This window comes from Actinomadura hibisca NBRC 15177 (genome assembly GCF_001552635.1).
Taxonomy (GTDB): domain Bacteria; phylum Actinomycetota; class Actinomycetes; order Streptosporangiales; family Streptosporangiaceae; genus Spirillospora; species Spirillospora hibisca.
Genome location: NZ_BCRO01000064.1, coordinates 20,540 through 40,170 on the forward strand (window position 1 = coordinate 20,540; position 19,631 = coordinate 40,170).

At 74.4% G+C, this 19,631-nt stretch carries 22 protein-coding genes; 9 read left to right on the forward strand and 13 right to left on the reverse strand.

Annotated features, from left to right (window positions below):
* Positions 1–544: 544 nt before the first annotated feature.
* Complete coding sequence (locus AH6_RS27780) at positions 545–1,276, forward strand: hypothetical protein (protein ID WP_067485678.1); 732 nt, start codon at positions 545–547, stop codon at positions 1,274–1,276.
* Between the two features lie 179 nt (positions 1,277–1,455).
* On the opposite strand, the gene AH6_RS27785 is transcribed toward AH6_RS27780, so the two are convergent.
* The 6 genes from AH6_RS27785 to AH6_RS27810 form a co-directional block, all read right to left on the reverse strand.
* The gene (locus AH6_RS27785; RefSeq protein ID WP_067485680.1) at positions 1,456–2,331 is read right to left on the reverse strand and encodes a hypothetical protein; all 876 of its coding nucleotides are present in this window, start codon (positions 2,329–2,331) and stop codon (positions 1,456–1,458) included.
* Between the two features lie 111 nt (positions 2,332–2,442).
* A complete protein-coding gene (locus AH6_RS46765; protein ID WP_067485682.1) occupies positions 2,443–4,062 on the reverse strand; it encodes a sporulation protein in 1,620 nt (539 codons plus the stop codon).
* Between the two features lie 179 nt (positions 4,063–4,241).
* Positions 4,242–5,615: a M16 family metallopeptidase gene (locus AH6_RS27795; protein ID WP_067485684.1), complete on the reverse strand. Its 1,374-nt coding sequence runs from the start codon at positions 5,613–5,615 to the stop codon at positions 4,242–4,244.
* On the reverse strand, positions 5,612–6,868 hold the full coding sequence (locus AH6_RS27800) for a M16 family metallopeptidase (RefSeq protein ID WP_067485686.1): 1,257 nt from the start codon (positions 6,866–6,868) through the stop codon (positions 5,612–5,614). The genes AH6_RS27795 and AH6_RS27800 overlap by 4 nt, the downstream gene beginning before the upstream one ends.
* 162 nt (positions 6,869–7,030) lie before the next feature.
* Positions 7,031–7,393, reverse strand: a complete 363-nt coding sequence (locus AH6_RS27805) for an STAS domain-containing protein (protein WP_067485688.1) — start codon at positions 7,391–7,393, stop codon at positions 7,031–7,033.
* Positions 7,394–7,590: 197 nt separating this feature from the next.
* Positions 7,591–8,118 (reverse strand): ATP-binding protein, encoded by a 528-nt coding sequence (locus AH6_RS27810; protein WP_245679499.1) that lies wholly within the window; start codon positions 8,116–8,118, stop codon positions 7,591–7,593.
* A 350-nt stretch (positions 8,119–8,468) separates the two neighbouring features.
* On the opposite strand from AH6_RS27810, the gene AH6_RS27815 reads away from it, so the two are divergent.
* Both AH6_RS27815 and AH6_RS27820 read left to right on the forward strand, forming a co-directional pair.
* Positions 8,469–9,302, forward strand: coding sequence for a Sco1979 family transcriptional regulator (locus AH6_RS27815; protein ID WP_245679500.1), 834 nt, complete (start codon positions 8,469–8,471; stop codon positions 9,300–9,302).
* The gene (locus AH6_RS27820) at positions 9,299–9,559 is read left to right on the forward strand and encodes a DUF397 domain-containing protein (protein WP_083983519.1); all 261 of its coding nucleotides are present in this window, start codon (positions 9,299–9,301) and stop codon (positions 9,557–9,559) included. Before AH6_RS27815 ends, AH6_RS27820 begins: the two co-directional genes overlap by 4 nt.
* Before the next feature lie 49 nt (positions 9,560–9,608).
* On the opposite strand, the gene AH6_RS27825 is transcribed toward AH6_RS27820, so the two are convergent.
* Together AH6_RS27825 and AH6_RS46770 are read right to left on the reverse strand one after the other, a co-directional pair.
* Positions 9,609–11,426 carry a serine/threonine protein kinase gene (locus AH6_RS27825; RefSeq protein ID WP_245679501.1) on the reverse strand — a complete coding sequence of 606 codons (1,818 nt, stop codon included), beginning with the start codon at positions 11,424–11,426 and terminating at the stop codon, positions 9,609–9,611.
* Positions 11,427–11,583: 157 nt separating this feature from the next.
* On the reverse strand, positions 11,584–11,709 hold the full coding sequence (locus tag AH6_RS46770) for a hypothetical protein (protein WP_281180287.1): 126 nt from the start codon (positions 11,707–11,709) through the stop codon (positions 11,584–11,586).
* Between the two features lie 190 nt (positions 11,710–11,899).
* Between AH6_RS46770 and AH6_RS46105 the strand changes: the two genes are divergently transcribed.
* The 4 genes from AH6_RS46105 to AH6_RS27845 all read left to right on the forward strand — a co-directional run bounded on the left by AH6_RS46105 (position 11,900) and on the right by AH6_RS27845 (position 14,441).
* Positions 11,900–12,502, forward strand: a complete 603-nt coding sequence (locus AH6_RS46105; RefSeq protein ID WP_067485692.1) for a CGNR zinc finger domain-containing protein — start codon at positions 11,900–11,902, stop codon at positions 12,500–12,502.
* Between the two features lie 92 nt (positions 12,503–12,594).
* Positions 12,595–13,344, forward strand: coding sequence for a CPBP family intramembrane glutamic endopeptidase (locus tag AH6_RS27835; protein WP_067485694.1), 750 nt, complete (start codon positions 12,595–12,597; stop codon positions 13,342–13,344).
* A gap of 39 nt (positions 13,345–13,383) precedes the next feature.
* The gene (locus AH6_RS27840; protein ID WP_067485696.1) at positions 13,384–13,722 is read left to right on the forward strand and encodes a PadR family transcriptional regulator; all 339 of its coding nucleotides are present in this window, start codon (positions 13,384–13,386) and stop codon (positions 13,720–13,722) included.
* Positions 13,719–14,441 (forward strand): hypothetical protein, encoded by a 723-nt coding sequence (locus tag AH6_RS27845; protein WP_067485698.1) that lies wholly within the window; start codon positions 13,719–13,721, stop codon positions 14,439–14,441. Before AH6_RS27840 ends, AH6_RS27845 begins: the two co-directional genes overlap by 4 nt.
* 9 nt (positions 14,442–14,450) lie before the next feature.
* On the opposite strand, the gene AH6_RS27850 is transcribed toward AH6_RS27845, so the two are convergent.
* Genes AH6_RS27850 through AH6_RS44185 form a run of 4 tightly spaced genes read right to left on the reverse strand, consistent with a single transcriptional unit; the run spans position 14,451 to position 16,142 of the window.
* Positions 14,451–15,005, reverse strand: a complete 555-nt coding sequence (locus AH6_RS27850) for a hypothetical protein (RefSeq protein WP_067485700.1) — start codon at positions 15,003–15,005, stop codon at positions 14,451–14,453.
* 32 nt (positions 15,006–15,037) lie between these two features.
* Entirely contained in the window at positions 15,038–15,370 is a 333-nt protein-coding gene (locus AH6_RS27855) for a YnfA family protein (protein WP_067485702.1), read from the reverse strand.
* 14 nt (positions 15,371–15,384) lie between these two features.
* Entirely contained in the window at positions 15,385–15,798 is a 414-nt protein-coding gene (locus tag AH6_RS44180; RefSeq protein ID WP_067485704.1) for a MerR family transcriptional regulator, read from the reverse strand.
* Positions 15,795–16,142, reverse strand: coding sequence for a hypothetical protein (locus tag AH6_RS44185; protein WP_067485706.1), 348 nt, complete (start codon positions 16,140–16,142; stop codon positions 15,795–15,797). The genes AH6_RS44180 and AH6_RS44185 overlap by 4 nt, the downstream gene beginning before the upstream one ends.
* 115 nt (positions 16,143–16,257) lie before the next feature.
* On the opposite strand from AH6_RS44185, the gene AH6_RS27870 reads away from it, so the two are divergent.
* A complete protein-coding gene (locus tag AH6_RS27870) occupies positions 16,258–17,394 on the forward strand; it encodes a hypothetical protein (protein ID WP_157431765.1) in 1,137 nt (378 codons plus the stop codon).
* On the opposite strand, the gene AH6_RS27875 is transcribed toward AH6_RS27870, so the two are convergent.
* Entirely contained in the window at positions 17,395–17,925 is a 531-nt protein-coding gene (locus tag AH6_RS27875; protein WP_169807927.1) for a hypothetical protein, read from the reverse strand.
* A gap of 425 nt (positions 17,926–18,350) precedes the next feature.
* Between AH6_RS27875 and AH6_RS27880 the strand changes: the two genes are divergently transcribed.
* Complete coding sequence (locus AH6_RS27880) at positions 18,351–19,631, forward strand: S8 family serine peptidase (protein ID WP_169807928.1); 1,281 nt, start codon at positions 18,351–18,353, stop codon at positions 19,629–19,631.

Here is a 19,631-nt window from a genome sequence, read left to right on the forward strand (position 1 = left end):
CGCGTCGCAGCCGCCGTCCGGGCCGTCGGACTCCGGGACCGGTGTATCGCCAGAGTCGTCGTACACGTGGTCGGACGCGGGTGCGGGTACGCCGCAGCCGCCGTCCGGGCCGTCGGGTTCTGGGCCGGGGACGCACCCGGAGTCGTCGCACACCTGGCGGGAAGCAGGCTCAGGCGCGTCGTCGCAGCCGTCGTCCGGGCCAGCGGATACCTGGTCGGACGTGGATGCGTCGTCGCAGCTGCCCTCTGAGGCTTCGGAGACCCGGGCGGATGGGGTGCCGGAGTCTTCCTACGGCTGGCGGAGCGTGGAGTCGGGCGCACCGGCTGAGCAGCCGGATGCCGGGGCGTTCTCTCCCTGGACGGAGGCGGAGCCTGGGCCCCTGGACGTCGGGGCCAGTGCGCTTTCGGAGACGCGGCCTGATTCGGCGGATGCGCCTGCCGCGTCCTGGGCGGTCACTCCGCCCAGCGAGGTCCGGCCGCGCTTTGACGAGCCTGCTCAGGACGGGACGCCCCCTCCCGTCCGGCTGCCCCGGCACGGGCTCGCCATGGAGCCGCCCCGGGACACCGACGGGCCCGTCCGGCAGAAGGCCCAGGTGGACGCCTTCATCGCCGAGTTCGTCGGCAGCGCCACGTGGCAGGCCACCCTCGCCGTCCTCGAAGGGGCCTTCCCCGGGCTCGGCATGGCGGCCCTGTCGGGGCGCACCGGCGACGTCTGGCAGGCCATCGGCGGGCTCGACCGCGCCGGGGCCCAGAAGCTCGGGCTGCCCGTCTGGGCCGACCCGGCGGGCATGGTCTTCGACCTCAGCGCCCACCGCGGCCTCGGCGTCCCGCCCCGGGCCGCGCGGCCGCGCGCCACGCGGCCCTACGCGGGCGCGTTCGTCATCGACACCCTCGACCCGCTGCGCTACCACCGGGCGCGCGGCGGCCCGCAGGGCCCGGGGGAGACGCCGCGCGAGGTCCGCGCGCCGGAGGAGGACGACACCGGCGTCGTGATCGTCGCCGACCTCACCGCCGCCGGGGGCCGCGTGCTGGACTCGGTCGCCCTGTGGCGCTTCGCGGGACGCGTCGTCACGCGGACGCTGCACGACCCGCTGCGCCCCGAGACCCGCGTGCGCGCCCGCCGCGCCCTGCGCGCGCTGCGCCGCGTCGTGCTCGTCGATCCGGGTCTCGGGCTCGGCCTGTGCCTCCAGATCGACGTCGCCCGCACGCCGCGCTGCCTGCTGGCGTTCGGCGTGGACCGGACGGAGGTGGCCGAGCCGCGCTTCGTGCGGCTCTAGCCCGTGTTTCAAAGTCCCGGCCCAGCGGGCTCGCCTGGCGGCTCGCCCGCTGACCGTGCCTTGGCGAGTGCCACATCGCTTCGCGATCTGGCCCGGCGGGACTCGCCTCCGGCATCGCCCCGCCGGGCCAGTTAGTCACTCGCGCGACGCCTGAGGTCTTTGAGACAGGCTTCAGCCCGTCAGTCGTCGGTGCGCAGCCAGGTCAGGTCGCACTGCACGTCCTCGGGCAGGTCGCGCAGCCGCGACGCCAGCTCCCACGGCTCGGCCGGCTCGTCGGAGTCGGGCAGCAGCCCGCACAGCAGCGTGTTCGGGGTGCGCACCACCGTGAACGGGCCCAGCCGCGCGATCCCGCCGCCGCGCAGGTGCGCCAGCTCCGTCAGCAGGGCCGCCAGAGCGGACGGGTCCTGCGGGTCGTACAGGCCGCGCACGTAGGCGAACAGCTCCTCTGACAGCGCGTCCGCGCGCCGCCCCGACATCTGATAGGCGGTGCCCCAGTACCCGCCGTTGGCGGCCTGCGCGGTGCGCTGGTCGCGCACGCGGACGTGCAGGCCGTACTCGGCGGCGCACCGCTCGTACGCGTCGGCGAGCAGCGCCTCGGCCTCGCCCTCCTCGCTGAGCAGCAGGCCCGGCACCACGCCCTCCTGCCGGGCGAGCCGGTCCAGCATCTCGTGCTGGAGTTCGGCGACGTCCTGCTCGGCGGCGTCCAGGGAACGCGCCAGGGCGCGCTGCGCGTCGCGGTCCAGTTCCAGGCCGGTGAACTCGCCCGACAGCGCGGCGAAGTCCTCCTCCAGGCGCTCCACCCGGTCGTCCAGTGCCCCGACGCGGTCGAGCAGGTCGTCGGGCGGCGCGGCGGGCCGCACCGCGGGCTGCGCGGGCTCGATGGCGGGGCCGGTGACCTCGGCCTGGAGCGACTCGTGGCGTTTGGTCAGGTCGGCGAGTTGGGCGCGCAGTTCGCGCAACTCCTCCTGCGCGCGGGGTAGACGTTTGTCGGAGGCCAGGTAGAGCTCACGTCCGGCGATCGCCAGACACAGCAGGACCAGCACGACGGTCGTCAACGTTGCTCCTCCGGGGGGCGGCTGCGCCTCCGACCCTAACCACCGGGGGGCGGATTGGCCGAGCGTGCCGCGGATCTCGTCCGAAAAGCCCCAAGGGTCGCAGCCGTGCGGTCAGCCGAACAGACCGCCCAGCAACCCGCCCAGCGCCTCGGCGATACCGCCGGCCACCTCGCCCGCCACGTCCCCGGCGGCCTCGCCGAAGCCGTCGGCGGCCCACTGCCCGGCCTGCTCGCCGACGTAGCCGCGCACCTGGTCGCCCGCGAAGCCCATCGCGGCCTGCCCGACCTGGTTGACGACCTGGTCGCCGAACTGCGCCGCCGGGTAGCCCGCCACGTTCTGCGCGAACCCGGCCGCGTTGACGGCCGCGCCGCCGACCGCGCCGACCGCGTCGGCCGCGCCGTGGATGGCCATGCCGCCCGCGATGCCCGCCGCGGCAGCGCCACCGACGATGCCCGCCGCAGCGGCGGCCCCGCCCCAGCCGGGACCGTGGTGGCCGCCCGGGTGATGGTGCACGTTGTAACCGGGCGGCGGCGCGTGGTGCTGCCCGTGGCCCGGAGGCGGCGGATAGGACGGCGCGCCATGGCTCGGCGGCGGGTAGGCCGGTGCCCCGTGGCTCGGCGGCGGCGGGTAGCTCGGCGCCTGGTGGCTCGGTGGCGGCGGGTAGGACGGGGGCGGCGGGGCCGCGTGCCCGTACGGCGTCGGGACGCCCGGCGGCGGCACGGTGCCCTGGCCGGGCATCGGCGCCTGCTGGCCCGGGGCGGGCGCGGGCGGCGGGAACTGGCCGCCGCCGTAGGCCGCCGGGGCCATCGGGGTGTTGTGCTGTCCGGGCGGCGGCGGGTACGCGCCGTGGCCGGGCGGAGGCTGCGGGGTCTGCGACCCGGGCGGCGGCAGCGGCGCGCCGCCGGGCGGGGGAAGGGGAGCGCCGCCCGGTGGGGGCAGCGGCGAGCCGCCCGACGCGTAGGGCGAGCCGCCGCGCGGCAGCAGCGCGGCCGCCTCCAGCCAGTGGCCGATCTTGGCGGTCCAGTCGGTCTCGGCGGTCTCGGGGTGGCCGACCTGGAAGGCGCCGAACGACGGGTCGTCGTCGGCGCGGTCCTCGGCGCGCAGCTTGAACGCCATCGTGCGCGGCGTGGCCGCGAACGTCAGCCCCACCCGGTCCAGCCGCCCCTGGAACTGGGGCGGCGGCTTCAGGTGGATCTCCTGGTGGAACGGCAGCTGCTGCGGGATGCCGCGCAGCTTGGAGCGCTGGAACGTCACGTTCTGGATCTTGAAGCCGAGGCGCGCGATGGCCGCCAGCACCCACTGCTGCGACTGGAGCGGCTCCACCGAGATGGGGTCGATGTCGCCCGGGTCGGGCGAGCCCATCACGTCGACCTCGGTGCACAGCCCGATGGTGAAGCCGGGCAGCTCGCGCCCCAGCACGGTGGTGAACGGCAGCTCGTACGGCAGCGGGATCGAGAACGGCAGCTCGCGCCGCTGCCCCGCCTCCAGCCGGAACGCCCGCGTCAGCGCGCCCCGGTAGACCTCCGGCCCGGCGGTCTCGGGGCCGCCGCGCGCGTCGCGCATCCGCGGCATCAGCGCCAGCGTGACGTGCCGGATCTCGGCGGCCTGCGCGCCGCCCCGCAGGTGGACCTTCCCGGCGACGACGCCGCCCGGCCGACAGTGCGGCTCCGAGAGGATCGTCTCGACGGTGGGGCCGCCCCCGTATCCGCCCGCCATCTGCCCGTAGGACACCGGCCGTACCCCTCTCGCCCGGACGGGGCCGTTCCCCGCTCGCAAGTCAGACGGACACCACCATGCCACGGTTCGCCCGACACGGGACATCCGGCGTGAAAAACCCCTCGGCGGGGGAGCGGCCGCGCCGCCGTGACCGGGGGACGACCCCCGGTCACGGCGGCGAGGTCACGCAGGTGTCACTCGGCGGGCACGACCACGACGGGCGCGTACCCCAGCTTCTCCAGCGGCTCGCGGATCTGCGCGGCGTCGCCGACCGCGATGACCGTCAGGGCCTCGGGGTCGACGTGCTCGCGGTAGGCGCGGGTGACGCTCTCGGGCGTCGCCGCGCGGACGGCCGCCAGGTAGCGGCGCGTGTAGTCGGCGCCGAGACCGGTGGCGGCGGTGTCGGCCAGCTCGGCCGCGACCGAGCGCGCCGTCTCGTACTCGGCCGGGGCGCGGTCGGCCAGCGCCCGCACCGACGAGCCGCACTCGTCGTCGCTGATCGGGCGGACCAGCACGCTGCGCAGCTCGGTCAGCGCGTCGGCCACCGCGTCGCCGGTGACCTCGGTGTGCACCGAGCCCTGGGTGATGAACAGCCCGCAGTGCCGCATCCGCAGCAGCCCGGCCCGCACCCCGTAGGTGTAGCCCTTCTCCTCGCGCAGCACCGCGTTCAGCCGCGAGGTGAGGCCGCCGCCCAGCACGTGCGACACCACGGTCAGCAGCGGCCAGTCCGGGTGCGACCGGTCCGGCACGCCGTGCCCGAGGCTGAGGTAGGTCTGCACCGAGCCGGGCCGGTCCACCACGACGATGCGCGGCCCGGCGGTCGGCGGGACGGTGTCGGGCGCGCGCAGCGCCTCGCCGTCGCCGGTCCAGCCGGCGAGCGCGGCGGTGAGGGCCGCGTCGGCGTCGGTGCCGGTGAGGTCGCCCGCCACCACGGCGGTCGCCTCGGCGGGCACCGCCGAGCGGAAGAACGCCCGCACGTCGGCCCCGCTGATCGCCTCGATCGACTCGCGGGTGCCGCCGGTGGGGCGGTGCGCGCGCGCCTGCTCGGGGAACATCGTGGCGCGCAGCTCGCGCATCGCGCGGGTGCCCGGGTCGGCGTCCTCCTGCGCGATCTCCTCCAGGCGCTCGCGGACCAGCCGCGTGACGTCGGAGTCGGCGAGCGCCGCGTCGCGCAGCACGGTGGCGAACAGCTCCAGCGCCGGGCCGAGCCGGGTGACCGGCACGTCCAGCGCGATGCGCAGCGCGGTCAGGTCGGCCGAGGCGTACAGGCTCGCGCCGATCCGCTCGAACGCGGCGGTCAGCGCGGTGCCGCCGCCGGGCTCGGTGCCCTCCAGCAGCGCCCGCGCCGCCAGCGTGGCGACGCCCTCGCGCCCCACCGGCTCGCGGCCCGCGCCCGCGTTCAGCACCAGCCGCACCGACGCCAGGCGGCGTCCGGGCAGGTCGCAGCGGAGCGTCGCCGGGCCGCCGGGAACCCGGCCGGGCTCGCCGGTCGGGAACGCCCAGGCCGGGACCGGACCCGGGACGGGCCGCGGCTGCAACGTCAGGGCCTGGCCGGTCGGCTCGGTCACGAAGCACCTCCGTAGGTCAGCGCGGTCCGGGCGCCCGGCTTGATCCAGTGGCGCGCCATGTCCTTGATCTGGTCGCCGGTGACGGCGGCGGCGCGGCCCGGCGCGGTGAACACCCGGGCCGGGTCGCCGAACTGGGTGGCGTTCTGGGACAGGCCGTTGGCGAGGCCGGTGACGGTCTCGGTCTGCTCCAGGAAGCTGCGCTCGGCCTGCGCGGTGGCGCGCGCGGTCTCGTCGGCGTCGGGGCCGTCCTCGGCGAAGCGGGCGATCTCCTCGTCCAGCACCGCCGCGATCTTCTCGGCGTCCGGGCCGATCGCGTCCACGATCGCCAGCGACGGGCCGCCGGCCAGCCGCGTCACGCCCGCCCAGACCTCGGTGGCGATCTGGTCGCGGCGCACCATGCGGTCGTACAGGCGCGAGCCGGAGCCGCCGCCCAGGATCTCCACCGCCAGCTCGGCGGCCTCGATGTCGGCGCCGCCGTCGGTGGGCAGCGGGAACATCGCGAAGTAGGCGGGGGAGGGCACGTCCTCGGCCACCTTCTCCACCCGCACCTCCGTCAGCGGTCCGAGGTCGCCGGGGCGCGCGGGCGGCGGGGTGGGGCCGACGGGCAGGCCGCCGAAGTAGCGCTCGACGGCGGCGATGGTCGCCTCCGGGTCGACGTCGCCGACGATCGACAACACCGCGTTGCCCGGCGCGTACCAGGTGCGGAAGAAGTCGGCGCAGTCCTCCAGCGTGGTGGCGTCCAGGTCCTCCATCGAGCCGATGGGGGTGTGCGCGTAGGGGTGCCCCGGCGGGAACGTCAGGCGGCACAGCCGCTCGAACGCGGTGCCGTAGGGCTGGTTGTCGTAGCGCTGGCGGCGCTCGTTCTTCACCACGTCGCGCTGGTTGTCCAGGTTGGCCTGGGTGAGCGCGGCGGGCAGGGCGCCCATGCGGTCGGCCTCCAGCCAGAGCGCGAGCTCCAGATGGCTGACCGGCAGGGTCTCGTAGTAGTTGGTGCGTTCAAAAGAGGTGCTGGCGTTGAAGGTGGCGCCGGCGCTCTCCAGGAGGGCGGCGTGCTCGCCCTCGGCGACGTTGCCCGAGCCCTGGAACATCAGGTGCTCGAACAGGTGGGCCAGCCCGGTGCGGCCGGCGACCTCGTGCCGCGAGCCCACGCCGTACCAGATGTTGACGGCGGCCAGCGGTACGACGTGGTCCTCGCAGACCACCACGCGCAGCCCATTGCCGAGCGTGTGCTCATGCAGCGGCTGTTCTGCCACGGAGCGCTCCCGTCCGGTCGGTGGATCGGTTGACGGACAGCCCCGCGCGCCTTGGCGAAAAGCCCATGCGGCGGGCTTGATCTGTTCCTCAACCGTACCGTTACCGGCCGGTCCTCCAGCCCGGCTGCGCCGGGCCGGCGGGGACTACGGGAGCGGCGGGCGCTAGGACGCCGGCTGGGAGGCGGCCCGGTGCGCGGCCTGGGCGTCGGCCAGCGAGTCGTGCAGGACGAAGATCTTGGTGAGCTGGGTGACGTGGAAGACCCGGCGGACCCGGTCGTTGACCCCCATGAACGACATGGAGCCGTCGCGGGCGCGCAGCCGGTGGTAGATGCCGACCAGCACGCCGAGGCCGGTGGAGTCCAGGAAGGTGACCTCGCTGAGGTCCACCACCAGGTGCACGCCGCCGTTGTCGATGATGTCCAGCAGCAGTTCGCGCAGCCGGGGACTGGTGAAGACGTCGATCTCCCCGCTGATCGTGACGACCGTGAGATCTTGCTCGGTCCGGTGCTCGACGGAGAATTCCACAGGTGCTCCCAGTCCGCTGCTCGTGGTGGAAGTGCCGTATACCCCGCGGAGAGGGGGTTATACGCATTGGTCCCATTTAGTTGTGCCTGGTGGGGCGGCCGGGACGGACAACGCCCTACGCGGCGGCCGGGACGGGAATCCCGGTGAGCCGGGCAAAGCGGGCAGGGCGTTCGGGGTCGTCCGGGCGGTGAAAGGCGTCAGGCCGGGGCGCGGAAGAGCGCCCAGACGATCTTGCCGTAGGGCAGCGCGCGCCAGCCCCAGCGGACGCTGAAGGAGTCCACCAGGTGCAGCCCGCGGCCGGTCTCGGCGATGTAGTCCGGCTCCTTGCGGCGCGGCGCGGCGGGGCTGGTGTCCATGATCCCGCACAACAACCAGCGCGACTCGTGGACCATGCGCAGCCGGATCGCGGCGGGGGCCGACGACAGCGGGTCGGCGGCGTAGGTGTGGCCCGCGTAGTCGTCCAGCCGGCGGCAGGGGGAGGAGGAGCTGTGCCGCAGCGCGTTGGTGACCAGCTCGGAGACCACCAGGCCGACATCGTCCACCAGGCCCGCCAGCCCCCAGTCGGCCAGCCGCGACAGCGCGAAGTGCCGCGCCTCGGTGACCGACTCGGGGTCGGGGTGGACGTCGAAGGAGACCGTGGGGCCGGTCAGGTCCGCCAGCGAGCGCAGCGCGCCGTCCAGCCGCGCCGGCAGGCCGGAGGATTCGGGTACGGGGGTCGAGTGCACGCTCAGGTCCTGTGCCTCCGCCGGAGCCGGGGCGCTCCATCGCGTGGTGCTCCACCGCGTGTCGTCGTACGCGTGGCGTGACGTCATTCCCGCGACCCCGCAGAGTGATCTCGTTGTGCAGCCATGGCTCGGAAGTCTCGTGCGTTATCCTGCGCATCGTAGCGTGCGAATGCAAGGCCCAATGCACGTGCATCCAGTTTTCCACAGATGAGCAGAGCCCACGGACGGCGGTGGCGGATGATCGGAGGTGGCGGCGGGACACCCAGGGGCGGTGGCACACTAAGGTCGCTGTCCGCCAGGAAGCCGGGAGGTTGGGCGTGACTCCAGAGACGCCGGGAAGCGGATCCACGGTGCGCCGGATCCTGCTCGGATCACAACTGCGCCGTCTGCGCGAGCAGCGGGGCGTGACCCGGCAGGCCGCCGGCTACACCATCCGCGCGTCGGAGTCCAAGATCAGCCGCCTGGAACTGGGCCGGGTGAGCTTCAAGGAACGCGACGTCGACGACCTGCTCACCCTGTACGGGGTGAGCGACGAGACCGAGCGCGAGGCGCTGCTGCAACTGGCCCGCGACGCCAACACGCCGGGCTGGTGGCACCGGTACAACGACGTGCTGCCGAACTGGTTCCAGACCTATGTGGGCCTGGAGGAGTCGGCGGCGATGATCCGTACCTACGAGCTCCAGTTCGTCCCCGGCCTGCTCCAGTCGGAGGGCTACGCGCGGTCGGTGATCCGGCTGGGCAACTCCGGCGCGGCCGACCACGAGATCGACCAGCGGGTCGAGCTGCGGATGCAGCGGTGCGAGCGGCTGAGCGCGCCCGACGCCCCGCGCCTGTGGGCGGTCCTGGACGAGGGGGCGCTGCGGCGTCCCATCGGCGGGCCGGAGGTGATGCGCGGCCAGTTCGAGCACCTCATCGAGATGTCCAAACTCCCCAACGTGACCATTCAGATCATGCCGTTCCGGTTCGGCGGCCACGCCGCCGAGGGCGGCGCGTTCTCGATCCTGCGCTTTCCCGAGCAGGACCTGCCGGACGTGGTTTACGTCGAGAACCTCACCGGCGCGATGTACCTCGACAAGCGCGACGACGTCGACACCTACCTGCAGGCGATGGAACGCCTGTGCGTGGACAGCGAGACGCCCGAGCGCACCGTCGAGCTTCTCGGTGATTTCCTCAGAGAGACATGATGCTCCAGACCGACAGCACCTACAACGGGATGCCCGCGACCAAGCTCCACGGGGCGCGGTGGCTGAAGTCCGCCCGCAGCAACTCCCAGGGCAACTGCGTCGAGATCGCGCAACTGCCCGGCGACCGGTTCGCCATGCGCAACTCCCGCCACCCCGAGGGCCCCGCCCTCATCTACACCCGCCACGAGATCGAGGCGCTGATCCTGGGCGCCAAGGACGGCGACTTCGACCACCTGATCGCCTCGACCAACAACTGACCGCGGCCCCCGCCCTCCGGGGCGGGGGCGGCTCCCGGCCGGGCGGCGCTCAGCCGCAGTTGCCGTAGGGGGCCGCGGCCCCGTTCCCGCCGAACCGCACGCACGTCTTGCGCGCCGACACGAAGACCGGCCCGGCGTACCACTCGAACGAACCGCCGTCGGCGATCCGGCCGCCGCCCTGCTTCTGGATCCACACCGACACCGACGAGCGCTTGCCCACGTTCACCGTCTTCATGGTGACGGCGCAGTTGTAGGTGCCGTTGTAGAGCAGGTACGCCGTTCCGCCGGATCCGGCGACCGAGCGCTGCACGTAGTAGCCCGAGCCCTTGCCCGCGGTGTTGCAGGCGGCCTGCGGCGTGTACTTGTTGGCCGGTTCCGGGGCGGTCGGCGTGGTGCCGTTGTTCCCGCCGGTGTCGTTGGACGGGGTTCCGCCGGCCTGGTCCTTGTTCGACTCCTTGGTGTCGCCCTTGGTGTCCTTGCCGTTCTGGTCCTTCTGCTGCTGCTTCTGCTTGTTCGGCGGCTGCTGCTGTTGCTGTTGCTGCCGTTTCTTGGGGTCCTTGGATTCCTTGGAGCCGCCCGCCTGGCCGTTCTGGGACTCCCCGGAGGCCGCCTGCCCGGCGGTGGCGGCGCTCTCGCGCTGGTCGGCCTTGTCGTCACCCGAACGCGCCGTGGCCGCCCACACCGCGCCGCCGCCCAGCACCGACAGCACCGCGACCGCCGCGGCCACCGGGACGAGACGGCCGCGCCGGGAGGACGCCGGTGCGGGCGGTTGCGGGGCGGTGTGGCCGTGCATCTGGGGAGGCGGCGGCACGGCGATCCCGTGCGGGGGCGCGGAAGCGTACGGGGGGACGGCCCCGTGCGGGTGCGTCGACCCGTGCGGCGGGGTGGTCCCGTGCGGTGTGGTCGCGCCGTGCGGCGGAGCGGCCCCGGACGCCTGGGCGGACGCCTCCGGAAGGGGCGCGGGTGGGAACGTTCCCGGGAACGGGGGCGGCGGGCCGGGCGCCGACGCGGGCGCGGCGGGGGTGATGCCGGTCGCCGCGTTCACCAGCCGTTCCTGCGCCTGGCGCGCCGAGGGCCGCAGGCGCGGCTCCTTGGCCAGGCACGCCAGCACCAGCCCGCGCAGCGGGTCGGTGAGGTCGCCGAGGTCGGGCTCGCCGGTGAGGATGCGGTGCATGACCGCGGCCATGTCGTCGTTGCCGAAGGCGGGCCGCCCGTTCGCCGCGAACACCATCGTGGTGCCCCAGGCGAACATGTCGGCGGCCGGGCCCACCTCGCCGCCGGTGAAGTGCTCGGGCGCCATGTAGGCGGGGGTGCCGACGTTCTGGGTCTCGCCGGCCGCGTTCAGCGCCCGCGCCACCCCGAAGTCGATCACGCGCGGGCCGTCCGGGCCCATCATGACGTTGTGCGGCTTGAAGTCGCGGTGCACGATCCCGGCCTGGTGGATCGCGGTCAGCGCGGTCAGCGTGCTGATCGCCAGCCGCTCCAGCGCCCCGGCCGCGCGCGGCCCCTCGGCCTGGACCAGCCGGTGCAGCGACCGCCCCGGCACGTACTCGCCGACGATGTAGGGCTGGTCGCCCTCGACGTCGGCGTCCAGGACCTGCGCGGTGCAGAACCGGGCGACCCGCTTGGCCACCTCCAGCTCCCGCACGAAGCGCGCCCGCGCCGAGTCGTCCTCGGTCAGGCCCGCGTGCAGCAGCTTGATGGCGACGTGCGCCGAGGAGCGCGAGCCGCCGTCGGCCACCGGCCGTCCCAGGAACACCGCGCCCTGGCCGCCCTCGCCGAGCCGGCCCAGGATCTCGTAGCCGCCCAGCCGCGTCGGATCACCTGATCGCAGCGGGTGAGCGTCCGGCATCGTCCTGTCGCTCACACCGCTGCCTTCCGTCGCCCTGGTCCCGGAATTTCCAAGACTATTAGCCAGCAGAGGGTATGCCCTTCGCAAACCGGACCGTCGACCGTCGGCGAAAAAGCCGCGGCGGCGGCCGCCGGACATCGGGTCCAGGGGCCGCCGCCGCGGGCAGGTCAGGTCAGGCCGGGTCGGGGGTCCGCCGCGCGGGGCGGTGCCCGTCCCGGTGGCCCGGCGGGCCCTCCGGGGCGTGGTGGCGTTCCAGCCGGGCGGCGACGGCGAGGGCCCGCAGGGAGCGGGTTCGCACGCCGGAATGGTCCTGGGTCGGCCGTGGCCTGGGGATGCTGCTGCGCATGGGCTGCCTCCGGGGCGTGGGAAGGATGGGGCGGGTGGTGCGTGCGGTAGTTGCAACGGCAAACGATCTACCTTTATTCCGCGGGGGCGCCCGTTCCCCGGGCTCACGATCGGCCGGACGGACGCTCACGGTTGGTGACATCATGACCGCCGTGAGTCCCGACCGCATCGAGATCGGGGTGGCCCCGGCGCTCGGTGAGCCCCTCGCCGTCGAGTTCGGCAACACCCGCCACACCGTGCGCGGCGACCTGCGCGAGGGGTTGGCCACGACCGCCATGCTGGCCGCCTGGCTGCGCGCGCACGCGGGGGACTTCCCCGGCGAGCTGGCCTTCTCCGCCGCCCGCGCGCTGGGGGACGGCGACCTGTTCCGGTTCGTGCGGCTGCGCGACGCCGTCCGCGCGCTGGCCCGCGCGCTGGTGAACGACGCGCCGCCGCCCGCGATCCCCCTGGCGACGCTGAACGAGGCCGCGGCCACCGCGCCGAGCTGGCCGCGCCTCTCCTGGGCGGCCGTCCCCCTGGTGCAGGAGGTGACCGCCGCGCCGCCGCCCGACGCGGCGCTGTCGGTGATCGCCGCGTCGGCCGTCCACGTGCTCGGCGGGCCGCAACGGTCGGCGCTGCGCGCGTGCGGCGGCCCCGGGTGCGTCCTGTTCTTCGTGCGGCGGCATCCGCGCCGCGCGTGGTGCTCGCCGGGCTGCGGCAACCGGGCGCGGGTGAGCCGCCACTACGAGCGGCACCGGGCCCGCTGATGGTGAGGCGCTCCAACCTAGGTTGTATTTCTACCTAGCTTGCTCTAACGTTTAGATCGTTCGGGCAACTACCCCCCGCTTGGAGCGCCACCATGTCGATCTCCCCCGACTTCTCGACGCCGGGCCTGGTCCTGGCCGTCCTGCTGGCCGCCTGCGTGCTGGTCGGCGAGCCGCTGCTGGGCAAGATCAGCTACGACCGGCTGGCCCGCCGCCGCGACCGCGACCCCCGCGCCCTGATCCGCACGTTGCGGCTCTGGATGGCCTCCTCCTGGACGCTGGCCGGGCTGGCGATGGTGATCGTGGCGGTCTCGCCGGGCGTCGGGCTGGCGGACGTCGGCCTGGCCGTGGCGGGCGACCCCGGCGAGGTCGCCGGGACCGTCACCGGGATGGTCACCGTCATGGTCGTCCTGGGCCTGCTGCTCTGGTGGGCGGGCCGGTCCGGGCGCCTGCCGGGGCTGCGCAGGCTGACCGAGCGCCAGTCCGCGGGCTTCGAGGCGCTGCTGCCGCGCACCCCCCGCGAGCGCTGGGCCGGGCTGGGCATGGCGATCACCGCGGGCGTCTGCGAGGAGGTCGTCTACCGGGGGATGCTGATCGCCCTCGGCGTCGGCGTGCTCGGCCTGCCGCTCAAGGGGGCGGCCGTCCTGGCGCTGGTGGTCTTCGCGGTGGGGCACCTGTACCAGGGCTGGCGGAACGTGCTGGTGGTCGCGCTGCCCGGCTACGCGCTGACCATGATGTACCTGTCCACCGGCAGCCTGCTGGTGCCGATCCTGGTGCACATCGCCATCGACGTCCGGAGCCTGGCGCTGGCTCCCGCGCCCCGTCCGGCCGTCCGGAACGGCTAGATTGCGTCCCTGCCCGTGCCGTCACCAGGAACGAGGACCATGGCCACCGACCGCCGCGCGAGCTGGCTCAAGGGCGTGCTGGACCTGCTCGTGCTCGCCAGCCTCACCGAGGGCGAGAGCTACGGCTATGAGATCGCCAAGTCGCTCGGCGCGGCCGGGCTCGGCCAGATCAAGGGCGGCACCCTCTACCCGGTGCTGAACCGGCTGGAGGAGGCCGGGCTGGTGGCGGCCGAGTTCCGGGCCGCCGACCGGGGACCGGGCCGCCGCTACTACACGCTGACGCCGCAGGGCCGCGAGACGCTCGCCGAGCAGGGCGGCCTGTGGCTGGCGTTCGACGAGTCGGTCCGCACGCTGCTGGCCGAGGGGGGAATCCGATGACCGCCGCCTACTTCGACGAACTGGCCGCCCACCTGCGCGAGCGCGGCGTCCCGGCCGACGAGGCGGCGGGCACGGTCGACGACCTGGCCGCCTACGCCGCCGAGTCGGACGCCGACCCCGAGGAGGAGTTCGGCCCCGCCGAGATCTTCGCCGCCCAGCTGTCCCCGGGCCGCGCCGAGGCCCCCGCCCCCGAGGACGGCCCGGCCGCGCAGACGTGGGTGTGGACCGCCGACGCGTTCCAGGACCGCGCCCTCCTCGACCGGTACGGCGACCAGGGCTGGGAGGTCGAGCGCATCGACCACCTGGGCCGCTTCGTGAGCCGCCGCGCCGCCGACGGCCCGCTGCGCTGGGAGTACCGGCGCGAGACGGTCCTGGGCGTCGGCCGCCGCGCCCTGACCGAACGCCTGGCCCCCGACGGCTGGGAACCGTGCGGGACGTGGATGTACTTCGAGTACTTCAAGCGTCCGAAGGCGGCCTCCGAGGGCCCGGCGGGCACCCTGGCCGACGTGCCGGAGACGCCGTCGCGCCGCCTGTTCTGGAGCCGGCGGCTGTATGCGTTCCTCGGCTGCTACGTGGCGTTCCTGGTCGCGCTGATCGTCGCGTCGGTGCTGTGGGGCGACTCGATGCACGGCTTCCTGGCGGGCCTGGCGACGGGCGCGGGCATCGCGCTGCTGGCGGCGGGCGTCCTGATGGTCCGCATCCGGCGCAACTCCCGCTGACCCGCCTGTTCAGGCCGCCGGAGAGCGGGCCTGGACGGCGGTCTCCAGGGCGTCCAGGCGGGCGAGGGCACGGGGAGTGCTCACGAAGGTCAGCACGATCAGCACCAGGAAGAGCGCGGTCTCCAGGTACCAGCCGGGGGCGTCGTTGAGCACGGCGTTCAGGACGCCCAGCGCCGCCAGCGCGCCGTAGAGCCACGGATTGCGGCGGCGCGCGACATGGAGCTGGTCGCGTCGGTGCCGGGCCTGGGCGAGCGTGGCGGTGTCCAGGCCCGGGTCGGCGGCGGGCTCGCCGGTGCGGAGGGCGCGGGTGACGTCGATGAGCTGGCCGCGGCTGAGGTGGCCGATTCTGGCCTGCTCACGGCGGCGCATCAGGACGAGCACGGCGGTCATCGCGGCGGCGAACAGCACCCCGAACGCGGCACCGGTGGCGAAGACGGCACGGAGCGACGGGTCCGGCTGCAACAGGGCGGTGAGCTGGGCCGCGAGCAACGTCGTCAGCACGGCCGTGCCGAGGAAATAGGCCCAAGGAGGCACGGTGGCGATGCTGTCGCGCAGATCGGTCATGGGGAGAAGAGTGCGCTCGGCTTCAAAGTGCGTCAACCGCGTGGGGCGTACATGATGACGGCGACGCCGACCAGGCACACCAGCGCGCCGAGCACGTCCCAGCGGTCGGGGCGGAAGCCGTCTACGACCATGCCCCAGGCCAGCGATCCGGCGACGAACACCCCGCCGTACGCGGCCAGGATGCGGCCGAAGTTGGCGTCGGGCTGCAAGGTGGCCACGAACCCGTAGACGCCCAACGCGGCCACCCCGGCGCCGATCCACAACAGTCCCCGGTGCTCGCGCACGCCCTGCCACACCAGCCAGGCCCCGCCGATCTCGGCGAGGGCGGCCAGCAGGAACAGTGCCAGGGAGCGGAGGACCGTCATGATCGGGAGCGTACTCAGGGCCGGACGAGGTCGGTGAACGGCAGCGGGCAGTGCGGCTCGTCCGCGCAGGTCAGCAGGTCGTCGCAACCGGCGTCGACGGCCTGGCGCAGCGTGGCGCGGATGACCTCCAGGTCGGCCATGCGCCGCTCGACCTCGGCCAGCTTCTCCCGGGCCCGCTCCCGGAGCCCGGCGTCGCGGTGCCGGTGCGTTCCGGCCTCCAGCAGGTCGGCGACCTCCTCCAGGGTGAACCCCAGCCGCTGCGCGGTCTTGATCACCCGCAGCAGCGTCACCGCCTCGGCCGGGTACAGCCGGTGCCCGCCCGGCGACCGGCCGGGCTCGGCCAGCAGGCCTCGCCGCTCGTAGTAGCGCAACGTCTGCGGATTCACCCCGGCCGCCGCCGCGACCTGCCCGCTGCGCAGGCCGGTCACGCGACGACCTCGGCGGCACGCTCGGCCAGCGCCGCCACGACCTGGGCGTGCTGGTCGGCGGCACTGATCTCCAGCTCCAGCCCGCCGCCGGTGGCGGTCAGAGTGAAGGTGAAGAACGAGCAGCACCCGGTCTCGCGCGCCGCCAGCTCGGCCGCCCGCCCGGCGAACTCCGGCTCGGCGCGCAACCGCATCCGGACCCGTCCCGGCGCAACCCGGCGCACTTCGGTGACGGCCTCGGCGAACAGCGCGTCGAACTCCCCGATCCGCAACGGCCGCTCGGCCGTCGGCAGCGTGCACGCCTGCGGCGCCCACCCGTCGTCCTGATCCGTCTGCTTGAGCTCCATGTCTCGACGGTAAGCCTGTACCCCGGTACAGGATGCAAGTGATGATTCGCGGCTGTTCGTCGGTAGGGGACGATGGTCTCCCGTTCGTCCGCCCCTGCGGCAGAAGAGGAGTCTTGTGACTTTGCGCGAGGAACCGCTGCGGCCCGGCGATCCGGAGCAGGTCGGCCCGTTCCGGCTGCGCGCCCGGCTGGCCGACCACACCGCCGGGGCGGTCTTCGCCGGGGCCGGGTCGCACGGCGAACCGGCGGCGATCGCCGTCCTGCATCCGGCGGCCGCCGGTGACCCGGCCGTCCGCGAACGCCTGGCGGCCGCGTGCGGCGCGTTGCCCGGCGTGCTGGACGCCGCGTCGCACGGCCCGGTGGCGTGGGCGGCGGTGCCGCACGAGCCGGGCGGACCGGCCGACGCCGCGCTGGGCCTGCTCGACGACGCGGCGCTGACCGCAGCGCCCGAGCCGCCCGGCGAAGGCCCGGCCTTCGCGCCGCACTGGACGGCCCAGCCCGCGCCCGTCTGGACGGCCCCGCCCTCGCAAGCGGACTGGCAGCCGGAGCCGTCCCGCCCGACAGGGGTCGCGACGGCCGTGGGCCTGGGCGCGCTGGTCCTGGCGTCCGCGCTGATCGCGTTACTGGTCCTGTGGCCAGACCCCGAAGAAAGGGTGCCGTCGATCTCCCTGCCCGCCCCGACCACGCGCGAGCTGCCCCCGGACATCGAGACGCCGTCCCGCCGCCCCTCGGCGACGCCGTCGCCCAAGGACGGCCCGCCCGGCCCGGTCGCCGGACCGACCTACGGCAAGGGCGAGGAGACCTACCACATGAAGCTGGACGGCCTCCCGTTCGAGTTCGACGCGCCGGGCGACTGGGGCTGCCTGCGCGGCGACAAGAAACCGTTCGACGGCCGCTGGCTCTGCGTGGACGAGGGCGGCACGTTCCCGGCGCAGGGCAGCGGCGCGGGAGGCATGGTGGCGGTGCAGAAGTGCCCCACCCCGTGCGGCGAGACCGAACGCAAGGCGCTGCGCAGGAACATCGCCGTGGACGAGGAGGACTGGCGGCGCACCGACTCCACGACGATGTACGCCGAGGTGCAGGGCCGCGACGAGGACGACGAGCGCGTGGTGCGCGTGGCGATGAGCCACGTGTTCGCCGCAAAGAAGGGCGGCGCCCCGGACACGGCGGTCGCCGTCCAGCTCACCGGCCCACCCGACCAGAAGAAGCCGATGCAGAAACTCATCAACGAGATCCGCAAACGCACCCCCTGATCAAGGGAAGGGCGCGGCGTAGAGCGTGATGTCACCGTCGTCGATGCGGTCGAGGGCGAAGCCGGTGCGCCACAGCCCCAGCAGCGGTCCGTAGGGGTTGGGCAGGTCGGCCAGCGGCATCCCGGCCTGCGCGTGTCCGGTCAGTGTCCGGCTTCGCAGGTAGGTCCTGATCTCGTGCGGCACGGTGTATCCGCGCTCGGCCGCCGCGAGCCAGGCCGCGTGCTCGGCGGCCTGACTCCAGGCCGTGGTGTAGGGAATCGGCATCGTGCCAGGCCGATGCGCGGAGACGACGCCCGCCCGCACGTCGGCCAGTTCCTCGCGCCAGTGCACGCTGAACAGCAGCGACAACAACTCCCCGGCCGGATCGGGCAGCCCCTCCAGGACGGCCCCCAGCCGATGCGCCGCAGGCGAGGCGACCCGCCACACGACCCGTTCAGCGGCCGGAACACCCCACGGCACCACGAGCGCGGCGACCTCCCGCCCCAGCGCCTCGGCCCGGACGGCGGCCTCCGGCGCGGTGGCGACGGCCAAGACGTGCGCCTCCAACGGCTCCGCGACCACGGGCGATTCAGGAGCGTCACCAGTGCTCCGGCAAGCAGGACACGACCAGGCGTCCTCTTCCCACTCGTCGGGATCACCGCTGTAACCGCCGGTGCGCCCCTTGCCCCGGCATTTGGAGCAGGCGACGGTATGCCGGAATGCGCGCCGCGGATCGTCCCCCATCAACGATGCCCACGCGTCAGCAGGGGACCCCGCCTCAAGCGCCCGCCGAACCTGCCCGACATGAGTACGCACAGGCTCCAGCAGCCCGGCGTCCAGTTCCCTGTAGTCCATGAGTGATCACCCACGCTAGCCGCCACCACCGACACGATCGGGCCCCGGAACAGGCCGCCCGCCCCTGGAAGAGATCGTCTACAGTCGTGCGCCGATCCTCCCGATCCCCGATGGAGACGGCGATGCGCGCAGCAGGAGTCGTAGCGGCGGGCGTGTTCCTCACGCTGGCCTGGCCGGTCGTTCCCACGTCCGCCGCCCCGAGCCCTACGCCCAAGCCGTCCACCACGCAGAAGGCGACTCCGCCCCCGCCGCCACCGGCGCGTTGCGACCTGCCACGCGGCTACCGGGGAACGATCGGTGAGTCATGGGCGCGCAAGCGGCTCGGCTACGAACGGGTCTGGCACCTGACCAGGGGCGAAGGCGTGACCGTCGCGGTTGTCGACAGCGGCGTCGGTGACGACCATCCGATGTTGTCCGGGCGCGTCGCCGGCGTCGTCGATCTGACCGGTACCGGCCGCAAGGACTGCGCCGGGCACGGCACCGGCGTCGCCGGGCTGATCGCCGGACGCGATCTCAGCGACCGGAAGGTCCCGCTGAGCGGCGTCGCGCCCGAGGCGAAGCTCCTGGTCGTCAAGCAGCAGAACGCCCAGAGCGACGAGTCCGGCGGCGACCGGCTGCCCCGGGCGATCCGCGCGGCCGTGGCCGGTGGCGCCAAGGTGGTCAACCTCTCCATCCGGGCCCGCCACTCGGCCGACCTCGAACAGGCCGTCAAGGACGCGCTGGCCCAGGACGTGGTGATCGTGGCGGCGGCGGGCAACACGCAGCGCGCGGACGGGGACGACGGCCCCGCCTACCCGGCGAGCTATCCGGGCGTGCTCTCGGTGGCCGCCCTCGGGCCCGAAGGGGGACGCGCGGAGTCGTCCAGCACGCGGTCCCGGGTGGACGTCGCCGCCCCCGGAAAGGGGATCACCGTCCCCTGGCCGGACGGCGGATACAACCCGCAGGCCGAGGGCACCAGCTACGCCGCCGCCTACGTCTCCGGCGTGGCCGCCCTCGTCCGCTCCCACCGGCCCGGCCTCGGCGCGCCGCAGGTCGTGCGGCGCATCCTGGCGACGGCCGACGGCAACACCGGCGACGCCACGGGCCGCGGCATGGTCAACCCGGTGCAGGCCGTGACCGCCGTCGTCCCGGGAGAGGACGGGAGCGGTCCCGCCGGTCGGCGGGCGGCGTCCGCGGAACTGGCCGCCCCCGCGCCCGAGGACGGCCGGACGCGCACGATCGCGACCGCCGCGACCGGCGCCGCCCTCGCCGGTGCCGCGCTCGTGGCCGTCGCCGGGCTCGTCCTGCCGATGGGACGCCGCCGCGGCTGGCGTCCCGGCCGCGCCGACCCCGCCGCCCGCCGCGCCGAGGACGAACCGGTCGCCATCGGCACCGAGGGAGGCACGATCGGCGCGCGCCGCTGA

Coding starts and splice junctions, on each gene's coding strand:
- AH6_RS27840 (WP_067485696.1), top strand. CDS start 13,384: ATGGCCACCGACCGCCGCGCGAGCTGGCTCAAGGGCGTGCTGGACCTG.
- AH6_RS27880 (WP_169807928.1), top strand. CDS start 18,351: ATGCGCGCAGCAGGAGTCGTAGCGGCGGGCGTGTTCCTCACGCTGGCC.
- AH6_RS27780 (WP_067485678.1), top strand. CDS start 545: ATGGAGCCGCCCCGGGACACCGACGGGCCCGTCCGGCAGAAGGCCCAG.
- AH6_RS27835 (WP_067485694.1), top strand. CDS start 12,595: ATGTCGATCTCCCCCGACTTCTCGACGCCGGGCCTGGTCCTGGCCGTC.
- AH6_RS27850 (WP_067485700.1), bottom strand. CDS start 15,005: ATGACCGATCTGCGCGACAGCATCGCCACCGTGCCTCCTTGGGCCTAT.
- AH6_RS27855 (WP_067485702.1), bottom strand. CDS start 15,370: ATGACGGTCCTCCGCTCCCTGGCACTGTTCCTGCTGGCCGCCCTCGCC.
- AH6_RS44185 (WP_067485706.1), bottom strand. CDS start 16,142: ATGGAGCTCAAGCAGACGGATCAGGACGACGGGTGGGCGCCGCAGGCG.
- AH6_RS27845 (WP_067485698.1), top strand. CDS start 13,719: ATGACCGCCGCCTACTTCGACGAACTGGCCGCCCACCTGCGCGAGCGC.
- AH6_RS46105 (WP_067485692.1), top strand. CDS start 11,900: ATGACCGCCGTGAGTCCCGACCGCATCGAGATCGGGGTGGCCCCGGCG.
- AH6_RS27820 (WP_083983519.1), top strand. CDS start 9,299: ATGATGCTCCAGACCGACAGCACCTACAACGGGATGCCCGCGACCAAG.